At 59.3% G+C, this 21,321-nt stretch carries 20 protein-coding genes; 8 read left to right on the forward strand and 12 right to left on the reverse strand.

The annotated features are described in order from the left end of the window. Window positions 1–201: 201 nt before the first annotated feature. From gshA to V6Z53_RS03500, 3 genes are all read right to left on the reverse strand, one after another. Window positions 202–1,785 carry a glutamate--cysteine ligase gene (gshA, locus tag V6Z53_RS03490; RefSeq protein WP_338584167.1) on the reverse strand — a complete coding sequence of 528 codons (1,584 nt, stop codon included), beginning with the start codon at window positions 1,783–1,785 and terminating at the stop codon, window positions 202–204. A gap of 258 nt (window positions 1,786–2,043) precedes the next feature. Then, complete coding sequence (locus V6Z53_RS03495; RefSeq protein ID WP_338584168.1) at window positions 2,044–2,427, reverse strand: PaaI family thioesterase; 384 nt, start codon at window positions 2,425–2,427, stop codon at window positions 2,044–2,046. Continuing rightward, a complete protein-coding gene (locus V6Z53_RS03500; RefSeq protein ID WP_338584169.1) occupies window positions 2,427–4,751 on the reverse strand; it encodes a Tex family protein in 2,325 nt (774 codons plus the stop codon). Before V6Z53_RS03500 ends, V6Z53_RS03495 begins: the two co-directional genes overlap by 1 nt. Before the next feature lie 361 nt (window positions 4,752–5,112). On the opposite strand from V6Z53_RS03500, the gene ompR reads away from it, so the two are divergent. Then, window positions 5,113–5,853 carry a two-component system response regulator OmpR gene (gene ompR, locus V6Z53_RS03505; RefSeq protein ID WP_020795794.1) on the forward strand — a complete coding sequence of 247 codons (741 nt, stop codon included), beginning with the start codon at window positions 5,113–5,115 and terminating at the stop codon, window positions 5,851–5,853. 115 nt (window positions 5,854–5,968) lie between these two features. Next, window positions 5,969–7,282: an ATP-binding protein gene (locus V6Z53_RS03510; protein WP_338584170.1), complete on the forward strand. Its 1,314-nt coding sequence runs from the start codon at window positions 5,969–5,971 to the stop codon at window positions 7,280–7,282. Between the two features lie 120 nt (window positions 7,283–7,402). Here the strand turns inward: V6Z53_RS03510 and rimK are convergent, their stop codons facing one another. Both rimK and V6Z53_RS03520 read right to left on the reverse strand, forming a co-directional pair. Further along, the gene (gene rimK, locus V6Z53_RS03515) at window positions 7,403–8,308 is read right to left on the reverse strand and encodes a 30S ribosomal protein S6--L-glutamate ligase (protein ID WP_007972871.1); all 906 of its coding nucleotides are present in this window, start codon (window positions 8,306–8,308) and stop codon (window positions 7,403–7,405) included. Next, window positions 8,305–8,724 (reverse strand): ATP-dependent zinc protease, encoded by a 420-nt coding sequence (locus tag V6Z53_RS03520; protein WP_338586442.1) that lies wholly within the window; start codon window positions 8,722–8,724, stop codon window positions 8,305–8,307. The genes rimK and V6Z53_RS03520 overlap by 4 nt, the downstream gene beginning before the upstream one ends. 276 nt (window positions 8,725–9,000) lie before the next feature. Between V6Z53_RS03520 and V6Z53_RS03525 the strand changes: the two genes are divergently transcribed. The 3 genes from V6Z53_RS03525 to V6Z53_RS03535 all read left to right on the forward strand — a co-directional run bounded on the left by V6Z53_RS03525 (window position 9,001) and on the right by V6Z53_RS03535 (window position 12,195). Then, window positions 9,001–9,405: a S4 domain-containing protein gene (locus V6Z53_RS03525; protein WP_338584171.1), complete on the forward strand. Its 405-nt coding sequence runs from the start codon at window positions 9,001–9,003 to the stop codon at window positions 9,403–9,405. 165 nt (window positions 9,406–9,570) lie between these two features. Further along, window positions 9,571–10,473, forward strand: coding sequence for an Hsp33 family molecular chaperone HslO (hslO, locus tag V6Z53_RS03530; RefSeq protein ID WP_338584172.1), 903 nt, complete (start codon window positions 9,571–9,573; stop codon window positions 10,471–10,473). Between the two features lie 180 nt (window positions 10,474–10,653). Beyond that, complete coding sequence (locus tag V6Z53_RS03535; RefSeq protein ID WP_338584173.1) at window positions 10,654–12,195, forward strand: phosphoenolpyruvate carboxykinase; 1,542 nt, start codon at window positions 10,654–10,656, stop codon at window positions 12,193–12,195. Between the two features lie 60 nt (window positions 12,196–12,255). On the opposite strand, the gene V6Z53_RS03540 is transcribed toward V6Z53_RS03535, so the two are convergent. From V6Z53_RS03540 to V6Z53_RS03565, 6 genes are all read right to left on the reverse strand, one after another. Continuing rightward, window positions 12,256–13,110 carry a DMT family transporter gene (locus V6Z53_RS03540; protein WP_338586443.1) on the reverse strand — a complete coding sequence of 285 codons (855 nt, stop codon included), beginning with the start codon at window positions 13,108–13,110 and terminating at the stop codon, window positions 12,256–12,258. A 43-nt stretch (window positions 13,111–13,153) separates the two neighbouring features. Then, window positions 13,154–13,507 (reverse strand): DUF1493 family protein, encoded by a 354-nt coding sequence (locus tag V6Z53_RS03545; protein ID WP_338584174.1) that lies wholly within the window; start codon window positions 13,505–13,507, stop codon window positions 13,154–13,156. Continuing rightward, window positions 13,504–14,781 (reverse strand): HipA domain-containing protein, encoded by a 1,278-nt coding sequence (locus V6Z53_RS03550; RefSeq protein WP_338584175.1) that lies wholly within the window; start codon window positions 14,779–14,781, stop codon window positions 13,504–13,506. The genes V6Z53_RS03545 and V6Z53_RS03550 overlap by 4 nt, the downstream gene beginning before the upstream one ends. Then, a complete protein-coding gene (locus tag V6Z53_RS03555; RefSeq protein WP_338584176.1) occupies window positions 14,778–15,272 on the reverse strand; it encodes a helix-turn-helix transcriptional regulator in 495 nt (164 codons plus the stop codon). The genes V6Z53_RS03550 and V6Z53_RS03555 overlap by 4 nt, the downstream gene beginning before the upstream one ends. A gap of 205 nt (window positions 15,273–15,477) precedes the next feature. After that, the gene (locus tag V6Z53_RS03560) at window positions 15,478–15,774 is read right to left on the reverse strand and encodes a hypothetical protein (RefSeq protein WP_338584177.1); all 297 of its coding nucleotides are present in this window, start codon (window positions 15,772–15,774) and stop codon (window positions 15,478–15,480) included. A 403-nt stretch (window positions 15,775–16,177) separates the two neighbouring features. Further along, complete coding sequence (locus tag V6Z53_RS03565) at window positions 16,178–16,468, reverse strand: hypothetical protein (protein ID WP_217873385.1); 291 nt, start codon at window positions 16,466–16,468, stop codon at window positions 16,178–16,180. A 448-nt stretch (window positions 16,469–16,916) separates the two neighbouring features. On the opposite strand from V6Z53_RS03565, the gene V6Z53_RS03570 reads away from it, so the two are divergent. From V6Z53_RS03570 to V6Z53_RS03580, 3 genes are all read left to right on the forward strand, one after another. Beyond that, window positions 16,917–18,860: an ATP-dependent DNA helicase RecQ gene (locus V6Z53_RS03570; RefSeq protein WP_338584178.1), complete on the forward strand. Its 1,944-nt coding sequence runs from the start codon at window positions 16,917–16,919 to the stop codon at window positions 18,858–18,860. Window positions 18,861–18,950: 90 nt separating this feature from the next. Beyond that, on the forward strand, window positions 18,951–20,177 hold the full coding sequence (locus V6Z53_RS03575; protein WP_338584179.1) for a 3-hydroxyacyl-CoA dehydrogenase NAD-binding domain-containing protein: 1,227 nt from the start codon (window positions 18,951–18,953) through the stop codon (window positions 20,175–20,177). Window positions 20,178–20,209: 32 nt separating this feature from the next. Beyond that, window positions 20,210–20,629: a thioesterase family protein gene (locus V6Z53_RS03580; RefSeq protein WP_338584180.1), complete on the forward strand. Its 420-nt coding sequence runs from the start codon at window positions 20,210–20,212 to the stop codon at window positions 20,627–20,629. A 68-nt stretch (window positions 20,630–20,697) separates the two neighbouring features. Here V6Z53_RS03580 and V6Z53_RS03585 read toward each other — a convergent pair whose 3' ends face one another. Next, window positions 20,698–21,189 carry a glycine zipper domain-containing protein gene (locus tag V6Z53_RS03585; RefSeq protein WP_338584181.1) on the reverse strand — a complete coding sequence of 164 codons (492 nt, stop codon included), beginning with the start codon at window positions 21,187–21,189 and terminating at the stop codon, window positions 20,698–20,700. Window positions 21,190–21,321 lie beyond the last annotated feature (132 nt).

Below are 21,321 nucleotides of genomic sequence, written 5' to 3' on the forward strand. Positions count from 1 at the left end.
AATGATCTAAGAATTCGAAAATAAATAACTTTTTCGAATGAGCTTATGAGCGGAAAATTCTAAGAGCGACCGCTTCGCGGTCAATCGCTAGCAGGCTAGCTCCCACAGGGGTTCAAGGGTGTTCACACAATTGTGCGAACACTTAAGATCCACTGTGGGAGCTAGCCTGCTAGCGATAAGGTCCGCAGGACCCTTCTGAGGTTAGTTGCTGATCGCCAGAATGCTCGCCTGATACGACCCGACAAACACATCGAAATCGCCGACTTCGTTCTGTTCCAGCTCAACCTGTTGGGCCAGCGACGAGCGCGCCAGTTCTTCGAACTTCGCCTGCTGCTCGGCCGGCAACGGCTCGCTGCGGAAAAACTCGGCATGGGCCTGGCTTTGGCGCAGGGAGAACTGGGTAAAACTTTCCTTGTGCTCGGCCATTGCCGCCAGCACCTGGGCCGATGGCGTCAGGGACGGGTCCTTGACCTTGGCCATCTGTGCGTCCAGCGCCTTGCTGTGGGCATCGCCGCCATGGCTCTGATCCAGCAACGCGGCCAATGGCGCGATGTTTTCCAGCAACTGACCGGCCCACTCTTTCAGGTCGACCGGTTGTCCGTCGCGCTGCAGTTGCAGGCCCGGACGACGGCCTTCCTTGACCACACTGAGGAAGTTCGAGGTCGCATTGCCGCAGCTGGTATTGGTCAGCAGCGGGCTGTCGTTCAAGGCGCAATACAGCAGGAAAGCGTCGAGGAAACGCGATTCGGTGATGTCGATGCCCATCGGCAGGAACGGGTTGATGTCCAGGCAACGGACTTCGACGTACTGGATGCCGCGGGCCATCAGCGCCTGGATCGGCCGTTCGCCGGAATAGGTCACGCGTTTCGGGCGGATGTTGGAGTAGTACTCGTTTTCGATCTGCAGGATGTTGGTGTTGAGTTGAACCCACTCACCGTCCTTGTGCGTGCCGACTTCGACGTAAGGCGCGTACGGCGTGGCCACCGCTTTGCGCAGGCTGTCGGTGTAGCTGGTCAGATCGTTGTAGCACGGCGTCAGGCCGGCCTGGGCGTTGCTCTGGTAACCCAGGTCGCTCATGCGCAGGCTGGTGGCGTATGGCAGGTACAGGGTGTCCGGATCCAGTTGTTCCAACTGGTGCGAACGACCGCGCAGGAAACCGGCGTCCAGCGCTGGCGATGCACCGAACAGGTACATCAGCAGCCAGCTGTAGCGGCGGAAGTTACGGATCAGCGCGATGTAGGACGACGACTGAAAATCGCGGTCGCTGCCGACGAAGCCTTCGGCCGCCTTCAGCAGTGGCCAGAGCTTTTCCGGCAGGGAAAAGTTGTAGTGAATCCCGGCAATGCACTGCATGGTCTTGCCGTAACGCAGGGCCAGGCCCTTGCGGTACACGTACTTGAGCTGCCCGATGTTGGACGTGCCGTAATAGGCGATCGGGATGTCTTCCTCGGCCGGCAGCGGACACGGCATCGATGGACTCCACAGATACTCGTTGCCGAGCTTGCTGTAGGCAAAGCGGTGAATGCTGTCCAGGCTCGCCAGCGTGTCCGCCGGGTCGGGCAGGGCCGGAGTGATGAACTCCAGCAGCGACTCGGAATAGTCGGTGGTGATCTGTTCATTGGTCAGCGCGGAACCCAATTCTTCCGGGTGCGGCGTTTGCGCCAGGCGACCTTCGCCAGTCACGCGCAGGCATTCACGTTCGATGCCGTGAAGGCACTGTTCGAGCAGAGAGAGGTTAGCGCGCTCGCCGAGCAGAGCCAGGCGGCGGTTGAGAAGTTCGCTCAAGTTGGATTCCTTCACGCGTCAGTCGCCCCAATATGGGGGTGGGCAAGACGGTCTACAAGGGTGAAGTTAAAACTGGCGTTTTCGCCTGGTTTTGGAACTTGCCGCAATCGATGTGGGAGCGGGCTTGCTCGCGAAGAGGGTGTGTCAGCCAACAAATAAATTGCCTGACACACCGCCTTCGCGAGCAAGCCCGCTCCCACAGGAAATTCCGACACGGTGGTCACAACGCCGAAATTAACTCAAATCGATGACGACTAGCTACAGGACAGCGAACGTGCCTTGTGCTTTTGCGACCAATTTGTCGCCTTGCACTACGTCGGCCTCAACCACCAAGGTGCGGCGGCCAGGGTGGATCACCCGCGCCGTGCACATCACCTCGCCGTCGGACACGGCGCGGATGTAGTTGATCTTGCACTCGATGGTTGCGCTTTGCTGGTCAAAGCCATGGGCGCTGGAACAGGCCAGCCCCATGGCAATGTCTACCAGACTGAACAACGCCCCGCCGTGCAGTTTGCCGGCGCGATTGCGCAGCTCCGGCTCCAGCACCAGGGCGACTTGCGCCACCCCGGTTTCCAGGCTGTGCAGGCGGCAGCCGAGCAGCTTGAAAAAGGCGCTTTCGGTATACCCGGCAGGGATCTCCATCAACGTTTCTTCAATTGCTTGGCGTTGGCGAACAGCGAAGCCATGGCGTTATTGGCCGGGGCCGCCGCCGTGGTTTCCTTGCGCGGTGCGGTGTTCTGGGACTGGCGTGGCGCCGAACCCGGACGTGCACCGCGGGCACCGTCGATTTTCTCGCCAGGCGTGTCGCTCATGCGCATCGACAGGCCCACGCGTTTACGCGGAATGTCGATTTCCATGACCTTCACTTTCACCACGTCACCAGCCTTCACCGCTTCGCGTGGATCCTTGATGAACTTCTCCGAAAGCGCAGAGATGTGCACCAAACCGTCCTGATGCACGCCAATGTCGACGAATGCGCCGAAGTTGGTCACGTTGGTCACCACGCCTTCGAGGATCATGCCCAGTTGCAGGTCCTTGAGGTCTTCGACGCCTTCCTGGAACTCGGCGGTCTTGAACTCGGGGCGCGGGTCACGGCCAGGTTTTTCCAGTTCTTGCAGGATGTCGGTCACGGTTGGCAGACCGAAGGTTTCGTCGGTGTACTTCTTCGGATCGAGGCGCTTGAGGAACGCGGCGTCGCCGATCAGCGAGCGGATGTCACGATCGGTTTCAGCGGCGATGCGCTGAACCAACGGATAGGCTTCCGGGTGTACCGCTGACGAGTCCAGCGGGTTTTCGCCGTTCATCACGCGCAAGAAGCCAGCGGCCTGTTCGAAGGTTTTTTCGCCCAGACGTGCGACTTTTTTCAGCGCAGCGCGGGTTTTGAACGCTCCGTGTTCGTCGCGGTGGCTGACGATGTTCTGCGCCAGTGTTGCGTTGAGGCCGGAGATCCGCGCCAGCAGCGCAACGGAAGCGGTGTTCACATCCACGCCGACGGCGTTCACGCAGTCTTCGACCACGGCATCCAGGCCGCGCGCCAGTTTCAGCTGCGACACGTCGTGCTGGTACTGGCCGACACCGATGGATTTCGGATCGATCTTCACCAGTTCGGCCAGCGGATCTTGCAAGCGGCGGGCAATCGACACGGCGCCACGGATCGATACGTCGAGGTCCGGGAATTCCTTGGAAGCCAGTTCCGACGCCGAGTAAACCGATGCGCCGGCCTCGGACACCATGACCTTGGTCATCTTCATGGCTGGGTATTTTTTGATCAGCTCCGCGGCGAGCTTGTCGGTTTCACGGCTGGCGGTGCCGTTGCCGATGGCGATCAGGTCCACCGCGTGCTTGGCGCACAGGGCGGCGAGGATCGCGAGGGTCTGGTCCCACTTGTTGTGTGGCACGTGCGGGTAAACCGTGGCGTGATCCAGCAGCTTGCCTGTGGAATCGACCACCGCCACCTTGCAACCGGTGCGCAGGCCCGGGTCGAGGCCCAGAGTGGCGCGCGGGCCGGCCGGGGCCGACAGCAGCAAGTCATGCAGGTTGTGGGCGAATACACTGATCGCCTCGGTTTCCGCGCCGTCGCGCAGTTCGCCCAGCAGATCGGTTTCCAGATGGGTATAGAGCTTGACCTTCCAGGTCCAGCGCACCACCTCGCCCAGCCATTTGTCGGCGGCGCGGTTCTGGTTCTGAATGCCGAACTGCTGGCCGATCATGGCTTCGCATGGGTGCATGGTGCCCGGCAGCTCATCGCCGACTTTCAGCGCGGAGCTGAGGATGCCTTCGTTGCGGCCACGGAAAATCGCCAGCGCACGGTGCGAAGGCATGCTTTTCAGCGGTTCGTCGTGTTCGAAGTAGTCGCGGAATTTAGCGCCTTCCTCTTCCTTGCCGGCGATTACGCGGGCACTGAGAGTGGCTTCCTGCTTGAGATAGTTGCGCAGTTTGTCCAGCAGGCCTGCGTCTTCGGCGAAGCGCTCCATGAGGATGTACTTGGCGCCTTCGAGGGCAGCCTTCACATCGGCCACGCCTTTTTCGGCGTCGACGAAGCGTGCGGCTTCAGCGTCTGGCGTCAGGGTCGGGTCGTTGAACAGGCCGTCAGCCAGCTCGCCGAGGCCGGCTTCCAGGGCAATCTGGCCCTTGGTGCGGCGCTTCTGCTTGTACGGCAGGTACAAGTCTTCGAGGCGAGTCTTGGTGTCGGCGAGCTTGATGTCGCGCTCAAGCTGCGGGGTCAGCTTGCCTTGCTCCTGGATGCTGGCAAGGATGCTGATGCGCCGTTCGTCGAGTTCTCGCAGGTAGCGCAGACGCTCTTCCAGATGACGCAACTGGATGTCATCGAGGCTGCCGGTGACTTCTTTCCGGTAACGGGCGATGAAGGGAACGGTAGAGCCTTCATCGAGTAGCGCGACGGCCGCTTCGACCTGTTGTGGGCGTACGCCGAGTTCCTCGGCGATGCGGCTGTTGATGCTGTCCATAAAACCACCTGACAAATTGTGAAAGCAGGCTCGCAGGCGCAGAGTTAGGGCCTTGGCGAGTCTGGTTGAGCGGCCTGGCCAGCGCCGCTGCCTGGGTCAACAGGCATTGCGTTGACCCGTGAAATCGAACAATTACTGCTGACGCTATAAAAATAAATCGCGTCTGTCTGTAGTACCTGTCTGATGTTGCCTGACACAAAAGGCCGCGCATTATAACCAGCGTTCGGCCATTCAGGGGCATCGCAGGCTGCGGCTTCAATGGCCGGTTTTCTGGCGGTAAAGGAAAAATCTGCTAACAATGCACACGGTGCGTATAACGGCAGCTACGCCATAATGCGCGCCGAGATCAAAGGAGCATCTAATGAGCAGCACTGCAAACATTGCTGAAGGCGAAAAAATTCTTATTGTTGACGACGATCCGGGCCTTAGCAGCCTGCTGGAGCGTTTTTTCGTCAGCAAGGGCTATCGCGCCCGCGCCGTACCGAACACCGAGCAAATGGACCGCCTGCTGGCGCGCGAAGTGTTCAACCTGGTCGTCCTCGACCTGATGCTGCCCGGCGAAGACGGTCTGACCGCCTGCCGCCGCCTGCGTGGCGCGAACAATCAGATCCCCATCATCATGCTGACCGCCAAGGGCGATGAGCTGAGCCGCATCAAGGGCCTGGAATTGGGCGCCGACGATTACCTGGCCAAGCCGTTCAACCCGGATGAGCTGATGGCCCGCGTCAAAGCGGTATTGCGTCGCCAGTCGGCTCCAGTGCCGGGCGCACCGGGCAGCGAAGACGAAAGCGTGACCTTCGGCGACTACGAGTTGTCCCTGGCCACCCGCGAACTCAAGCGCGGTGAAGAAGTGCACATGCTCACCACCGGTGAGTTCGCGGTACTCAAGGCCCTGGTGATGAACGCCCGTCAGCCACTGACCCGCGACAAACTGATGAACCTGGCCCGTGGCCGCGAGTGGGATGCCCTGGAGCGTTCCATCGACGTGCAGATTTCCCGTCTGCGCCGGATGATCGAACCTGATCCGTCCAAACCGCGCTACATCCAGACTGTCTGGGGCGTGGGCTACGTGTTCGTGCCGGATGGCGCCGCCACAAAGTGATCGGCGATTTGTAGGAGCGGGTCGTGCGGGTGTCAGGTCAGATGGCCTTGCCCGCAGACTCGCGATCCGCAATATGCGAGCAGCGCTCGCTCCTGCAAGTGTGTAACGGTTACCCATGAAAACCCCGGTTTGGTTCCCCCAGAGTTTCTTCTCCCGCACCCTTTGGCTGGTGCTGATTGTCGTCCTGTTCTCCAAGGCGCTGACCTTGGTTTATCTGTTGATGAACGAGGATGTGCTGGTGGACCGTCAGTACAGCCACGGTGTCGCCCTGACGCTGCGTGCCTATTGGGCCGCCGACGAGAACAACCGCGACAAGATTGCCGAAGCCGCGACCCTGATACGTGTGGTCGGCGCCGGTGTGCCGGAAGGCGAACAACACTGGCCGTACAGCGAGATCTATCAGCGGCAGATGCAGGCCGAGTTGGGTGAAGACACCGAAGTCCGATTGCGTATGCACTCACCACCGGCGCTTTGGGTCCGGGCACCAAGCCTGGGCGATGGTTGGCTGAAAGTGCCGCTTTATCCGCATCCGTTGCGTGGCCAGAAAATCTGGAACGTGCTCGGCTGGTTCCTCGCCATTGGTTTGCTCTCTACTGCCTCGGCATGGATTTTCGTCAGCCAGCTCAACCAACCCTTGAAGCGCCTGGTGTACGCCGCGCGGCAACTCGGTCAGGGTCGCAGCGTGCGCCTGCCGATCAGCGATACGCCGAGTGAAATGACCGAGGTTTATCGCGCCTTCAACCAGATGGCCGAGGACGTCGAACAGGCCGGCCGTGAGCGGGAGTTGATGCTCGCCGGGGTGTCCCATGACCTGCGTACGCCGTTGACCCGTTTGCGGCTGTCCCTGGAATTGATGGGCGATCGCAACGACCTGACGGACGACATGGTCCGCGACATCGAGGACATGGACGCGATTCTCGACCAGTTCCTGGCGTTCATTCGCGACGGTCGCGATGAGTCGGTGGAAGAGGTCGACCTGAGCGATCTGGTCCGCGAAGTGGCCGCGCCGTACAACCAGAACGAAGAGAAAGTGCGCCTGCGCCTGGAGCCTATCCAGCCGTTTCCGTTGCGTCGGGTGTCGATGAAGCGATTGCTGAACAACTTGATCGGCAACGCGCTGCATCATGCGGGCAGTGGTGTGGAAGTGGCGGCGTATGTCTCCGGTGACACCGCTGCACCCTACGTGGTGCTCAGCGTCATGGACCGGGGTGCCGGGATTGATCCGTCGGAACTGGAAGCGATCTTCAACCCGTTCACTCGTGGTGACCGTGCGCGGGGCGGCAAGGGCACCGGGTTGGGGCTGGCGATCGTGAAGCGGATTGCTTCGATGCATGGTGGCAATGTTGAGCTGCGCAACCGTACCGGTGGTGGCCTTGAAGCGCGGGTGCGATTGCCGTTGGGGTTGATGTTGCCGAGGGATGCGGTTTAAGAGTCGTACACAACCCTTTGTGGCGAGGGAGCTTGCTCCCGCTGGAGTCCGGAGGACTCCCATCTTGCGACTGCTACGCAGCCGAGCGGGAGCAAGCTCCCTCGCCACAGTGGTTGTGTATCAGCCCTTGCCCTTGGTCCGAGTCATATTCGGCCCACCATTCTTCTCCAGATGCTCAATGATGATCCCCGCCACATTCTTGCCAGTGGTGGTCTCAATCCCCTCAAGCCCCGGCGACGAATTCACTTCCATCACCAGCGGTCCGTGATTCGAACGCAGGATATCCACACCCGCCACCGCAAGACCCATGACTTTTGCCGCACGCAATGCGGTCATGCGTTCTTCCGGCGTGATCTTGATCAGGCTGGCGCTGCCGCCACGATGCAGGTTGGAGCGGAACTCGCCGGGTTTGGCCTGGCGCTTCATCGCCGCAATCACCTTGTCGCCTACCACGAAGCAACGAATGTCGGCGCCGCCTGCTTCCTTGATGTACTCCTGAACCATGATGTTCTGCTTGAGGCCCATGAACGCCTCGATCACCGATTCCGCCGCCGTGGCGGTCTCGCACAGCACCACACCGATGCCTTGGGTGCCTTCCAGCACCTTGATCACCAGTGGCGCACCGTTGACCATTTCGATCAGGTCGGGAATGTCGTCCGGCGAGTGGGCAAACCCGGTCACCGGCAAACCGATGCCGCGACGTGAGAGCAATTGCAGCGAGCGAAGTTTGTCCCGCGAACGGGCGATGGCCACCGATTCGTTGAGTGGAAAAACCCCCATCATTTCGAACTGGCGCAAGACTGCGCAGCCATAAAACGTGACCGACGCACCGATCCGCGGGATCACGGCGTCGAAACCTTCCAGCGGCTTGCCGCGATAGTGGATCTGCGGCTTGTGGCTGGCGATGTTCATGTAGGCGCGCAGGGTATCGACCACCACCATTTCATGGCCGCGTTCGGTACCGGCTTCGACCAGGCGACGGGTGGAATACAGACGCGGGTTCCGCGACAGCACAGCGATCTTCATGCAACACCTGTGGAGAAGGTAGATACCGGGAACACCGGCTTGTCTTGTACATATTTAATGCCCGGATTGACCACCAACTGGCCGTCGATCAAGGCTTTGGAACCGAGTAGCAGGCGATAACGCATGGATTTGCGGCAGGCGAGCGTGAACTCGACCCGCCAGACCCGATCACCGAGGGCCAGGGTGGTGCTGATCACGTATCGCACCTGCGCGTGACCGTTAGAGCTTTTAATGGTTTTGCGTGTCACCAGCGGTGCTTCGCAGCGGCGATGACGCAACTGCACCACCGTGCCCAGGTGCGCGGTGAAGCGCACCCACTGCCCGCCATCGCGCTCGAACGTCTCGATGTCGGTGGCATGCAGGCTGGAAGTGCTGGCACCGGTGTCGATTTTTGCCCGAAGGCCCGCGACTCCCAAATCAGGGAGCGCCACCCACTCGCGCAAACCGACAACGGTCAAATGGTCAAATGTCTTCAAAATTGCTCAACCGGTAGAAACCACGGTGGCCGCAGGCGGCCGAAATCGCGGTATTCACGCAGAATAATGGGTAAAAGGCGACAGATATCTACGGCCCGGATTTCCAGCCTCCCGGAGGAGGTTATGGAATGTCAGCATTGTAGTCCGGGACGGAGAAATTCTTGGCACGACAGAACGGTAGTACAGTTCACAAATATTTCAGAACGAGGAAATCCCATGGCACAAAAAAACGAAGAGGACGACAAAGTCCGCCTCGATAAATGGTTGTGGGCCGCGCGGTTTTACAAGACCCGAGCCTTGGCCAAAGCGGCGATTGAAAGCGGCAAGGTGCATTGCCGGGGCGAGCGCTGCAAGCCTGGCAAAGAGCCACGCATCGGCGATGAGTTCGTGCTCCGCACCGGTTTCGAGGAACGCACGGTTGTGGTCCTGGCGCTGTCGATCGTGCGTCGTGGCGCGCCGGAGGCACAGACGCTGTACGCTGAAACCGAAGCCAGCATCGCCAAGCGCGAAAATGCCGCCGCCGAGCGCAAGGCAGGCGCCCTGGGCGTGAGCACTGATGGCAAGCCGAGCAAGAAACAGCGGCGCGATCTGTTCAAGTTTCGTGGCAGCAGCAACGAATGATTTGCCCGGTCCGCCGATCGCATCAACCGGGCAAAGACTTGTAATTGCGCCTGTTCGTAGCCATATGAGGTAATTCGCCTGCCGTGCGTGTGCCGTTCGTCGTAAAGCGCACACTGCCGCCGGCCTGTAAGCCATACCTAGTCACCACTTCAGATACCCAGACTTATGACCGACCTACCGGATAACGACTTCACCCAACGCTTCATCTTCGATGACAGCGACACCCGTGGCGAGATGGTTTCGCTGGAGCTCAGCTACGCCGAAGTCCTGGCCAAGCACGCCTATCCGGAACCGGTCGCACAACTGCTCGGCGAACTGATGGCGGCCGCGGCGTTGCTGGTCGGCACCTTGAAGTTCGATGGGTTGCTGATCCTTCAGGCCCGCTCCGAAGGCCCGATCCCGCTGCTGATGATCGAATGCTCCAGCGAGCGCGACATCCGTGGTCTGGCCCGTTACGAGGCCGACCGCATCGCCCCTGACGCCAACCTGTCCGACTTGATGCCGGACGGTTCGCTGACCCTGACCATCGACCCGAAACAAGGCCAGCGCTATCAGGGCGTGGTTGATCTGGACGGCGAAACGCTGTCTGACTGCTTCACCAACTACTTCGTCATGTCGCAGCAGATCGGCACGCGCATCAAGCTCTGCGCCGATGGCCGTCGCGCCCGTGGCCTGTTGCTGCAACAGCTGCCTGCCGATCGCCTGAAAGACGAAGAAGAACGCGCCGCCAGCTGGCAGCACCTCACCGCGCTGGCCACTACCCTGACTGCCGATGAGTTGCTGGGCCTGGACAACGAAACCGTGCTGCATCGTCTCTACCACGAAGAGCAAGTGCGTCTGTTCGATGTGCAAAAACTGCGCTTCCGTTGCAGCTGCTCGCGCGAACGTTCGGCCAATGCACTGGTCAGTTTGGGTATGGAAGACGCGCAAAACCTGGTGGTTGAACACGGTGGCAAAATCGAGATCGACTGCCAGTTCTGCAACCAGCAGTACCTGTTCGACGCCGCCGACGTCACTCAATTGTTCGCCGGCGCGGGTGTCGAGACGCCGTCAGATACCCGTCACTAAAACGGTTCAGCGCAGGTAAATTCACTGGTTAGCGCCGGAATAACGCCGTTACGACAGGAGGGGCCTACTCTTTTTGGGCTTTTCTGGCATAATCCGGCCCACTTTTTTCGCGGTAGTAGTGCACGACTTTCTACTACAAAAACGTTTGGAGCACTCGGCCACTGGCCGACGGGGAACCTCATGACGCAAGCCAATAACGCCGTGTACACCGATCTGAGTGTTGATGATCTGGTTAAAGAAGCCCTCAACCGCGGTGAAGGCGAGCTTGCCGATACCGGCGCACTGGTTGTTCGTACCGGTCACCGTACCGGCCGTTCGCCAGTTGATCGTTTCATCGTTGATGAGCCGAGCACCACGGGCGCCATCGCCTGGGGCCCGATCAACCGCAAGTTCCCGGCCGACAAGTTCGATGCCCTGTGGGACCGCGTTGAGGCGTTCAACAACGCGCAAGAGCATTTCGTTTCCCACGTGCATGTAGGTGCGGCTTCCGAGCACTACCTGGCCGTGAAGATGACCACCCAGACTGCCTGGCAGAATCTGTTCGGTCGTTGCCTGTTCATCAACCCGGCCCAGTACAACCCGGCTGGCCGTGATGAATGGCAAGTCCTGAACGTTGCCAACTTCGAATGCGTGCCTGAGCGTGATGGCACCAACTCCGACGGTTGCGTGATCCTCAACTTCGCACAGAAGAAAGTGCTGATCGCCGGTATGCGTTACGCCGGTGAGATGAAAAAAGCCATGTTCTCGGTGCAGAACTTCCTGCTGCCGGCCGCTGACGTGCTGCCAATGCACTGCGCAGCCAACATCGGTGAAGAAGGCGACGTGACCCTGTTCTTCGGTCTGTCCGGCACAGGTAAAACCACCCTGTCCGCCGATGAAAGCCGCTACCTGATCGGTGACGACGAGCACGGCTGGGGCGAAGGCGTGGTGTTCAACATCGAAGGCGGTTGCTATGCCAAGTGCATCGACCTGTCCGAGAAGAACGAGCCGGTTATCTGGAAAGCCATCAAGCACGGCGCAGTACTGGAAAACGTCGTCATCGATGACGCCAAGCATGCCGACTACGCTGATGTCAGCCTGACCCAGAACAGCCGTGCCGCTTACCCGCTGGAGCACGTTGCCAAGCGTTCCGAGGAGAACCTCGGTGGCGAGCCTAACGCTGTGATCTTCCTGACCTGCGACCTGACCGGCGTGCTGCCACCAGTGTCGATCCTCAACGAAGAACAAGCGGCCTACCACTTCCTGTCCGGCTACACCGCTTTGGTGGGCTCGACCGAAATGGGTTCGGGCAGCGGCATCAAGTCGACCTTCTCCACCTGCTTCGGCGCACCGTTCTTCCCGCGTCCGGCTGGTGAGTACGCAGAGCTGCTGATCAAGCGCATCCGCGGCTTCGGTTCCAAGGTCTACCTGGTCAACACCGGCTGGACCGGCGGTGGCTACGGCGTCGGCAAACGCTTCAACATCCCGACCACCCGTGCAGTGATCGCAGCGATCCAGAGCGGCGCGCTGATCGGTACCGAAACCGAGCACCTGGACACCATCAACCTCGACGTGCCTCTGGCCGTACCGGGCGTTGAGACTGGCCTGTTGAACCCACGCAACACTTGGGCTGATAAAGCCGCCTACGACGAAGCCGCCAAAGCACTGGCCGGCCTGTTCATCGAGAACTTCAAGAAGTTCGAAGTGAGCGACGCGATCAAGGCTGCTGGTCCTAAGTTGTAAGTGTTGGTTTGATGCAATGAAAAAGCCGCCCTTCGGGGCGGTTTTTTTGTGCGCGGCGTTTCAGGTTTTAAGGTGCAGGACAAACGCCCCGAACAGCACCAGCACGACCCCAAGCATCTGAACCTTGCCCAGCCGTTCCTTGAAAAACACATACCCTAGAATCGCCGCAATTCCGCCTGACAGCGTGCTAATCACCGTCACCACCGAAACCGAGCCGGCCACCGCGCCCCAGGCAAACGATGAAAAACCGCCGAGGTTCATCAGGCTCGCGCCGGTCAGTGTCAGGCAGTTTTTCAGCGGCGGGATTTTCAGGCCGTCGTCGATCCTGAGGACGATCGCTACCAACACGATCAACCCGATCAGATACGCGAGCCAGAGCATCGTCACCGGCCCGAGTATTGGCAGTACAAAACGGCCTTGCAGCCAAAAACTGGTGCCGTAAAACACCGCCGCCAGCAGCGCAAAAGCGATGGAGCTGCTCGCCTGCGTGGTGTGGGGCACCTTCGGGTCGGAATGAATAGCGGAGAGAACCACGCCAATCACACACAGCGCGATACACAGCAGCTGGAGCAGGCTGATCTGCTCGCCGCCGGCCCAGGACAGCAAAGTGGTCACCACACCGTAGGAGGTTACCAGCGGCGCGACAATGGAGGCTTTGCCGAGGGCGAAGGCCTTGGACAGTGCCAGCGCGCCGGACACGGTCAGCACGGCGGCAGCGACGCCAATCAACCAGACATCAAGCGGTGCGGCCATTGACCGCAGAATGAACACGGGGAAGGCGATCAGCAGCAGGCTCATGATGGCAAAGCCCAGCGCCTGACCGAAATACACGGCACGTTTGACACCCACCGCGCGGGCGTTCAAACCCACCAGAAAATCCGTACCGCCCCACAGCACGGCGGCCAGCAAGCCCATCAATACGTCCACGCAATGTCCTTATCGTTGTGCGCCGGGGACGTTACGGGCGTTCCAGCTCATCAGTGTCCCAGCGTTGAGCCTTGATAGCCCGGTAGAGCATGCCGATGGTCAATGGTTCCTTGTCGCCGCGACCCTTGGCTTTGCGCTTGAGAAATACATCGTAGCCGTCGGGCTGGAAATAGCGATAACTGTCGAAATCCACGAAATCGATGGTGAAGTGGTCCTCCAGGGTTTCGATCAGGTGCTGTGCGTCGGCACCGTTGCAGCCGAGGTCGAAATTGATCGAGGTGCTGAGGCTGATGGCTTTGCGTTCGGGGAGGCCGAGTTCCTCGTGGAGGAGCTGGATGAGCTGGTGGAGGGTCGGGTCGTCGGGGAGGTTGGGGGCGAGGTTCATTGTATAGGTTCCGCTAATCGAAATGCAGGCGCCATATTGTCCTGCTCGCGTTTTGATAGGCCCAATGCCCCTGCTAGCGTGGACCATTGGCTGACAACTTCTTTGAAGCTGTCGATGATGCTTTCTGCATTCGCACGATTGACCCGGAAATACCCCGCCACTTCCCGGGCAAGCTCCAGATCCAGTGCATTGTCCGTATCGGTGATGTTTAGCTTCAAGCCGTCAGCGTAGGCCACCGGGTTCATGTCATAGGCGGCAGACAATCGCCATCCCCGGCCGGGATCAAGGATGAAGCCGTGGTTACGCAGGTGGTCGTCGCTGTTGGAGACCAGGATGTTGAACACAATCCGAGACCACAACTCACGAAGGTCAGCATTGGTTTCCGAGCCGTGTTCCATCAGCACTTCGGCCAGCTCAAGATAGCTCGCGCCGACTGAGGCATCTTCACCATCAACGCGATCCGTCATGGTCATGGCCGAGGCAAAGTGCAGTCGGCCACCCCGGTTCGTTCGATCGAAGCGCTTGACCATGAAGCAGTGATGATCACTGGCGTAGCGTCGGGCGATAGCAGTTGCGACTCGCAGGCCACAATGATTGGCCAAGGCATTCACCACCAGTTCCCAGGCGCCAATGTCATAGTCATCGCGGGTACTGGGGAACTTGGCTATCCACAAGTGACCGTGCTCGTCCGCGACGCTGGCTTTGGGGCGAGCACCACCCAGCGAACCGCCAGGTGCGATCAGCATTCTCAGCCATTCGCGACCGTCGAGTGCGGTGTTGTCCGCATCATTTTCCAGCGCTCGGCTTGCTTGTTCGAGCGCCCGCAACTCAATGAAAGGCGGGGCGGCCAAGCCATCGCGACCATCGAGAAAATGGCCTTGGTCATTGAGCTTGTAGCGAATCGCACCGACCCGATAAAGGTCATGTACACCTAACAGGAAATCCGATTCGTAGAGCTTGCTGCCCTTGGCTGCCAAACCGTCGCGAATATCGCGTTCCTGTCGCCGCTTCATCAGTAGCTGCCCCCAGCGATCCGGGCTTGAATCAGCGAACACGCCAAAGCGGTTTTGATGTTGTCCAGGGAACTGACGACCTTCATAGAGCCCGATGCGAGGGTCCAGCGATGTGAAGTTCAACTCAGGATCTGCCAGCGCAGCCGTGTCGTACTCAAACTCGAAGACCTCCGTGGCGCGAGCCTTTCGGGCATGCAAGAAACCGAGGCGTCTGGGACCACTCAAGGATTCCCAATCGGCATACACGGCAATCCGGGTCATTTCTCACCTGTCGTGGGCTTGGTTTTTTTCTGGGTCAACAGATTGGAAAGTGAGTGGGTGTTGAAGGGGTAGTCAGCGGACAGATCAGCTGTGTGGGCAGTACTTTCAATCACTCCAGTGTCTTTTTCAGGCATTGGAGAGGTTTTTTTCACTGCGCTGATTCTGCGAGTTCGTCGGTTCGAGTCAGTTGTAGAAGTGGCATTGGGTTTGAGTTGTGCATCCTGCAGTTGTCGGCCCACTTCATCGATAGCCGCGAGTTTGCTCAAGTCTTTTTCAAGCCCCAGAACCTGCATGACCGACAGGTATGCCCCGATGGTCACTCCTGATCCACCAGACTCCAGAGAGCGCAATGTCATCAGTGACATGCCCGCCCGTTCAGCGACTTGTTTAGCTGTGAGCTTGCGGCGCAGGCGAGCAAGTTTCAGGCGCTCGCCGAACTCGGAAAGGAGTCTGGAAGCGGCGGGCAAGAGTGGGGCTGTCTTCTTGGCCATGTGCCAATATTCCTTCATTAAGGCGCTATAACTGCCAGAATAATAGCACTTAAATGTGGTTGCGACCTGCGGCAGGGAAATTGAAGAGTGTGCCATTTCGGTGAACTTGGTTTCTCAAAGAAATACGTGCTAACTACCATTATTCCAGCTGTTTAGTGTTGAAACAGCCGGAATAATTTCACTTTGGCGTGCTGGCTGAATAGCGTCAGGCTGGTGCTTTCCAGTTGAGCATGCGTTGCTGAGCGACTTTGAGCAGGTCGCAGCCGTCCTGGGTGAGCAGGTAGAGCGCGTGGGTGATGTGTGGGATGTCTTCGATGTCGCCTTCGAGGAAGCTTTGGCAGTGCAGGGTTCGGAGCAGTTCGCTGGACGCGCGGATGCGCTGGAGGGCGGATTCGAGGATGTCTTGGGGGTTGGCTTCTGTGTCGATGATTAGGGGTGTGGTGTCGGTGAGGCTTGTTTGCAATGGGCGGTAGCGATTTGGAAACGGATTAAGAGTTGGCATCAGAGGTACTCGGTTTGTTGTTAAGTTACCGCCAGCACCGTGACCAAACGATGGGAGGCGGACTGTGCGCAGGCTTGGTCAACCGAGAACAACAAATCGGCTCGCCCGAGGGCGTCCCACACACAGCCGCCATAACAAAACACTACGAGGACATAGATGTCCGCGGCGCGAATGATGGCACACATGTGTGCGTTGTTCTCAGGTGACCAAACCTGATCGCTGAATTTGCAGCGATGCAGGGACAGTAAATGTTCGTAGCTAGGCAGCGATAGCCGACAAGGTGTCTTCTTTTGTAGGACGTTGCCGAAGCTTTGATAGGGCGTTGCTGACGGACTTATCCACATGGCACCGCGTTATCGTTCATCGCTGGCAAGCCAGCTCCCACAGGGAATGGGGGGGGGACTTAGCCGGTGAGTTTCGGCAGGCGTTGGCGGGCGATGTCGAGCAGGTCGTTGCCATCCTGGGTCAGCAGGTACAGGGCGCTGACGATGTTGGGGATGTCGCTGGCGTCGGCCTGTTTGAAGCACAGGCAATAGAGGGTTTCGAGCAGGTCGCTGGCGGCGCGGATGCGTTGGCGGGCGGCGTCGAGGATTTCGAAGGGGTCGGCTTCGGTGTCGATGACCAAGACCGGTGTTTCGCTGTAGCGGGTTTTGAGTGGGCGGTAGCGGTCGGTCAGTGGGTCGGGGCTGTTCATCGAGGGTTGTCCTGTGCGAAATCGGCAAGTGTGCCCGGCAGGCCGAGACACTGTTTTCAGCCGCGCCGCAGACTATAGAAGCGCGTGGTGTTGTGCGACAAGACGGCTGAGGTCGACAGGATTTGTAGGGGGTTTGTCGGGGTTTGAGGAAAGGGACTACAGGGTGGGTCACGGTGCCTCAGATGCTGTAGGTTATTTCGGGTTTTGTGGTGACTGTGCTGGACCCCATCGCTAGCAGGCTAGCTCCCACAGGGGGTTGGTGGGCACCGAAGATTCAGTGTGGGAGCTAGCCTGCTAGCGATAGCCATCTGACAGTCCCCACATCCCTCAAGTCTTCCAAGCCATCCGCTGTATCATCCCGTATCGTTTTTAGCCCCGACCTTTTCTCGACTCGCTGCATTCGCCGGCTAGGCTTTGCCCATCGCAGCAGTCAACGGAGTGACAGCTTATGCACAACACCCTGGAACAGGTTTTCGGTTATCCACAGTTTCGACCCGGTCAGGAGAAAACCGTCAGCGCCGTGCTGGCGGGGCGTTCGGCGGCGGCTATTTTTCCCACCGGTTCCGGCAAGTCCCTGTGCTATCAATTATCGGCCGTACTGCTACCGCACCTGACGCTGGTGGTCTCGCCGTTGCTGGCGTTGATGCAGGACCAATTGGCGTTCCTGCAACGCCATGGCATTGCAGCGGGTAGTATCGATTCGGCGCAGAGCCGCGATGACGCCAGCGACGTGATGGCGCGCGCCAAGTCCGGTGAGTTGAAAATTTTGATGATCTCGGTGGAGCGCCTGAAGAACGAGCGGTTCCGCAATTTCCTGCAGCAAGTGCCGATCTCGTTGCTGGTGGTGGACGAAGCGCACTGCATCTCGGAATGGGGCCACAACTTCCGCCCGGATTACCTCAAGCTTCCGGATTACCAGCGCCAGTTCAACATCCCACAAGTCTTGCTGCTGACGGCTACCGCGACGCCCAAGGTGATCGTCGACATGCAGGCGAAATTCGCCATCGCTCCCGATGACGTGGTGACCACCGGTTTCTATCGGCCGAACCTCAATCTATGGGTGGAGCCGGTTCGCGGAAACGACAAACGTCGACGCTTGGTCGAATGGATGAACGAGCGACCTGGCCAGCCGAGCATTGTCTACGTCACCCTGCAAAAAACCGCCGAGCACATAGCCGAACATCTGCAACGCAACGGCATTCAGGCCGAGGCCTATCACGCCGGTTTGCCCCACGATCAACGTGACGGCATCCAAAAACGTTTCATGGGCGGACAGTCCAATTGCATCGTCGCGACCATCGCCTTCGGCATGGGCATCGACAAGAGCAACATCCGCAACGTCGTGCATTTCGACTTGCCCAAATCCATCGAAAACTACAGCCAGGAAATCGGCCGCGCCGGGCGTGACGGGCAGCCATCGGATTGCCTGGTGCTAGCCAACCGCGACAGCCTCAACGTGCTGGAAAACTTTGTGTTCGGCGATACCCCTGAGCTCGACGGTATCCGCCATGTGCTCGACGAATTGCAGGCCTGCACGCCACAGGGGGAGTGGGAATTTCTACTGGGGCCCCTGGCGGATAATAGCAACATTCGTCAGCTGCCGCTCAAGACCTTGCTGGTGCAATTGGAGCTGCGTGGAATCATCGCTCCGCGCTACGCCTACTACGCCGAATACCGTTTCAAATACCTGGAGGAACCCGAGGTATTACTGGCCCGTTTCGAAGGCGAGCGCAGGGAATTCGTTTCGGCGATCATCCAGACCTCCAAGCGGGCGCGGAGCTGGGCCACGGTGAATTTCGACGCGTTGTACGAGCATCATCAGGCCGAGCGAAACCGGGTGGTCAAGGCGCTGGATTATTTCCAGGAGAAGGGCTGGGTCGAGCTTGAAAGCAAGCTGATGACCGAGGTCTACAGCCTGTTGCAAACGGACTTTGACGCTCAGGCACTCAGCATTGAACTTCACGCCGGTTTCACTCAACACGAACAAACCGAAATCGCGCGAATTCACGCAATGCTGGATCTGTTTGCCACTGACCGTTGCCTGGGTTATCGCCTGGCGGAGTATTTCGGCGACAGCAACGCTCCGCAGCAGTGCGGACATTGTTCGGTGTGTCACGGGCAAGTGGCGCGGCTGCCCGAACCTCCTGCATTGCCTGCGCTTGTGGATAAAAACTTCGAAGCGCTGTGTGGCGGGTTTATCCACAAGCATGAGCAACACACGGGTAGCGTGCCGTCGGCCGAGCGGGTAACGCGGTTTCTGTGCGGGATCAGCGTGCCGTTGTTCACCAAACTCAAGGCGCGGGCCATTTCGGGGTTTGCGGTGTTGGAGGATTATCCGTATGCCGAGGTGCGGGAGTGGGTGGAAGCGTGGCGGGTAGCATCCATCCGCTGAATGTTGCTCATCACAGGAATAAATTTCAAAAAAGCGCGCGGGCTGACTATGGTGAGGGCTGTCTTTGGATCGCCAACAAGAGAACAAGATATGAGCCAGACACCGTTCAACATTCAGCGCGCAGCCGTGATCGGCGCGGGCACCATGGGCCGTGGCATTGTCATGTGCCTGGCCAACGCCGGGGTCGCGGTGCAGTGGGTTGATAACAATCCGCAGATGCTTGAGCAAGCGCTGGTCACCGTGGCGGACACCTATGCTCACAGCGTGCGCCAGGAACGTATTGATCAGGCGGAAGCCGACGCGCGTATCGCCCGAGTCTCGGCTGCCGCCAATTACGAGGCCATCCGGGATGTCGACTTGGTAATCGAAGCGGTGTACGAAAACCTCGAACTCAAGCAGTCGATCTTCCGCGAGCTGGACGGCCTGCTCAAACCCGAAGCCATTCTGGCCAGCAACACCTCGGCACTGGATATCGACGCCATCGCCGCCGTTACCCGCCGTCCGCAACAAGTCCTGGGTCTGCACTTTTTCAGCCCTGCACACATCATGAAACTGCTGGAAATCGTCCGTGGTGCCCAGACGGCTCCGGCGGTGCTTGAGGCTGCGCTGGCGCTGGGCAAGCGCATGGGCAAGGTCAGTGTGGTGGCGGGCAATTGCGACGGTTTCATTGGCAACCGCATGCTCAATACCTATGTATTGGAGGCGCGCAAGATGCTGCTGGAGGGTGCTTACCCCTATCAGGTGGATGCGGCGTTGCAAGGTTTCGGTTTCGCCATGGGGCCGTTCCGCATGTTCGACGTCGTCGGCGTGGACCTGCAATGGCGCGCCCGGCAACTATCGGGTGTGGGGCAGGATGCGCCTGAGGTTCAGGTGGATAACCGTCTGTGTGAGCTGGGCCGTTTCGGCCAGAAGAGCGGCAACGGTTTTTACCACTATGAGCCGGGCAGCCGTCAGGCTGAGCACGATCCTCTGGTCGATGCACTGGTGCTGGAAGTCAGCGAAGGGCTGGGTTTCCATCGTCGTGAGATCAGCCCGGAGGAGATTCTGGAGCGCTGCTTGCTGGCGCTGGTCAATGAAGGCGCAAAAATCCTTCAGGAAGGTATCGCCGGGTCAGCCCACGACATCGATCTGGTGTATCTCAATGGCTATGGCTTCCCGGCAGACAAGGGCGGGCCAATGGCCTGGGCAGATCAACAGGGATTGGCAGACATTCATCAACGCTTGCTGGCGCTGGAGACTCGCCAGGGTGATCACTGGCAGCCGGCGCGGTTGATTGGTGAGTTGGCAGCGGTGGGTAAGGGATTCGCTGACAAGTAAACTCCACTCGAAATCATGAAAGGACCCCATTGATGCCCCAACGCACCGACTACCCACACTTCCAACCCATTACCACACGCTGGCACGACAACGATGCCTACGGTCACGTGAACAACGTGACCTACTACAGCTTTTTCGACACGGCGGTGAACACCTACCTGATCGAAGTGGGCGGGCTGGATATCCATGACGGCGAGGTGGTGGGGTTCGTGGTGAGCTCGGCGTGCGATTACTTCGCTTCCATCGCGTTCCCGGACCGGATCGAAATCGGATTGCGGGTAGGCAAGCTGGGCAACAGTTCGGTGCAGTATGAGTTGGCGGTGTTCAAGCAAGGGGACGATGAGGCCTGTGCTGCGGGGCGGTTCGTGCATGTATTTGTCGACCGCGGTTCCAATCTGCCGGTGTCGATCCCGAGCCAGTTGCGCGAGGCTTTGGAGCGCTTGGTGATGTAAGAAACAGGCAAAAAAAATCGCAGCCCTCGGGCTGCGATTTTTTTACCTCTCCAGCGAGACCTTTTCGGTCAGTCGCGATGGCGGTAGTGCTTGTGGTGCTTGCGATGGCCATAGGCATGGCCGCGGCCCGGGTGGCCATCACGGTAGTAGCGACGATCATCACGGCCGCGATGGGAATGACGATCATCGTCGTCGTCATCGCTCTTGTTGCCCATATAGTTACCCAGCGCGCCGCCAGCGCCGCCGCCTGCTGCGGAGCCGATCAGGCTGCCGGTGGTGCCGCCCATGCTGCGGCCGACCACGTTACCGCCTGCTGCGCCCAACGCACCACCGATGGCGGCTTCGCCACGGCTGCGTTTGTCTGCGCCGACTGCGCTACCACCCGCGCCGCCCAAGGCTGCGCCAATGGTGGAACCGGTATTGCCGCCAATCGACTGGCCGACGACTGAGCCCAAAACCCCGCCCAATGCGCCGCCCACACCTGCTTCGGTGGTGCCGCCAGCAGAGGCAATGCCACTGACCAGGCCAAGGGACAACAAGAGAATCGAGGAGAACTTCATGGAGGAACCTCAAGGGGATGACGGCGCGATCCTGAGGCTGTGTCATGGGTGTGACAATCGAAATCCGACGAGTAACACGACTTGAGCACATTTCTATAAGTTGCTGTTTTTTGGGCGGAACTTAACGATTTT

Origin of the sequence: Pseudomonas sp. MAG733B (genome assembly GCF_036884845.1) — a bacterium.
Classification (GTDB): domain Bacteria; phylum Pseudomonadota; class Gammaproteobacteria; order Pseudomonadales; family Pseudomonadaceae; genus Aquipseudomonas.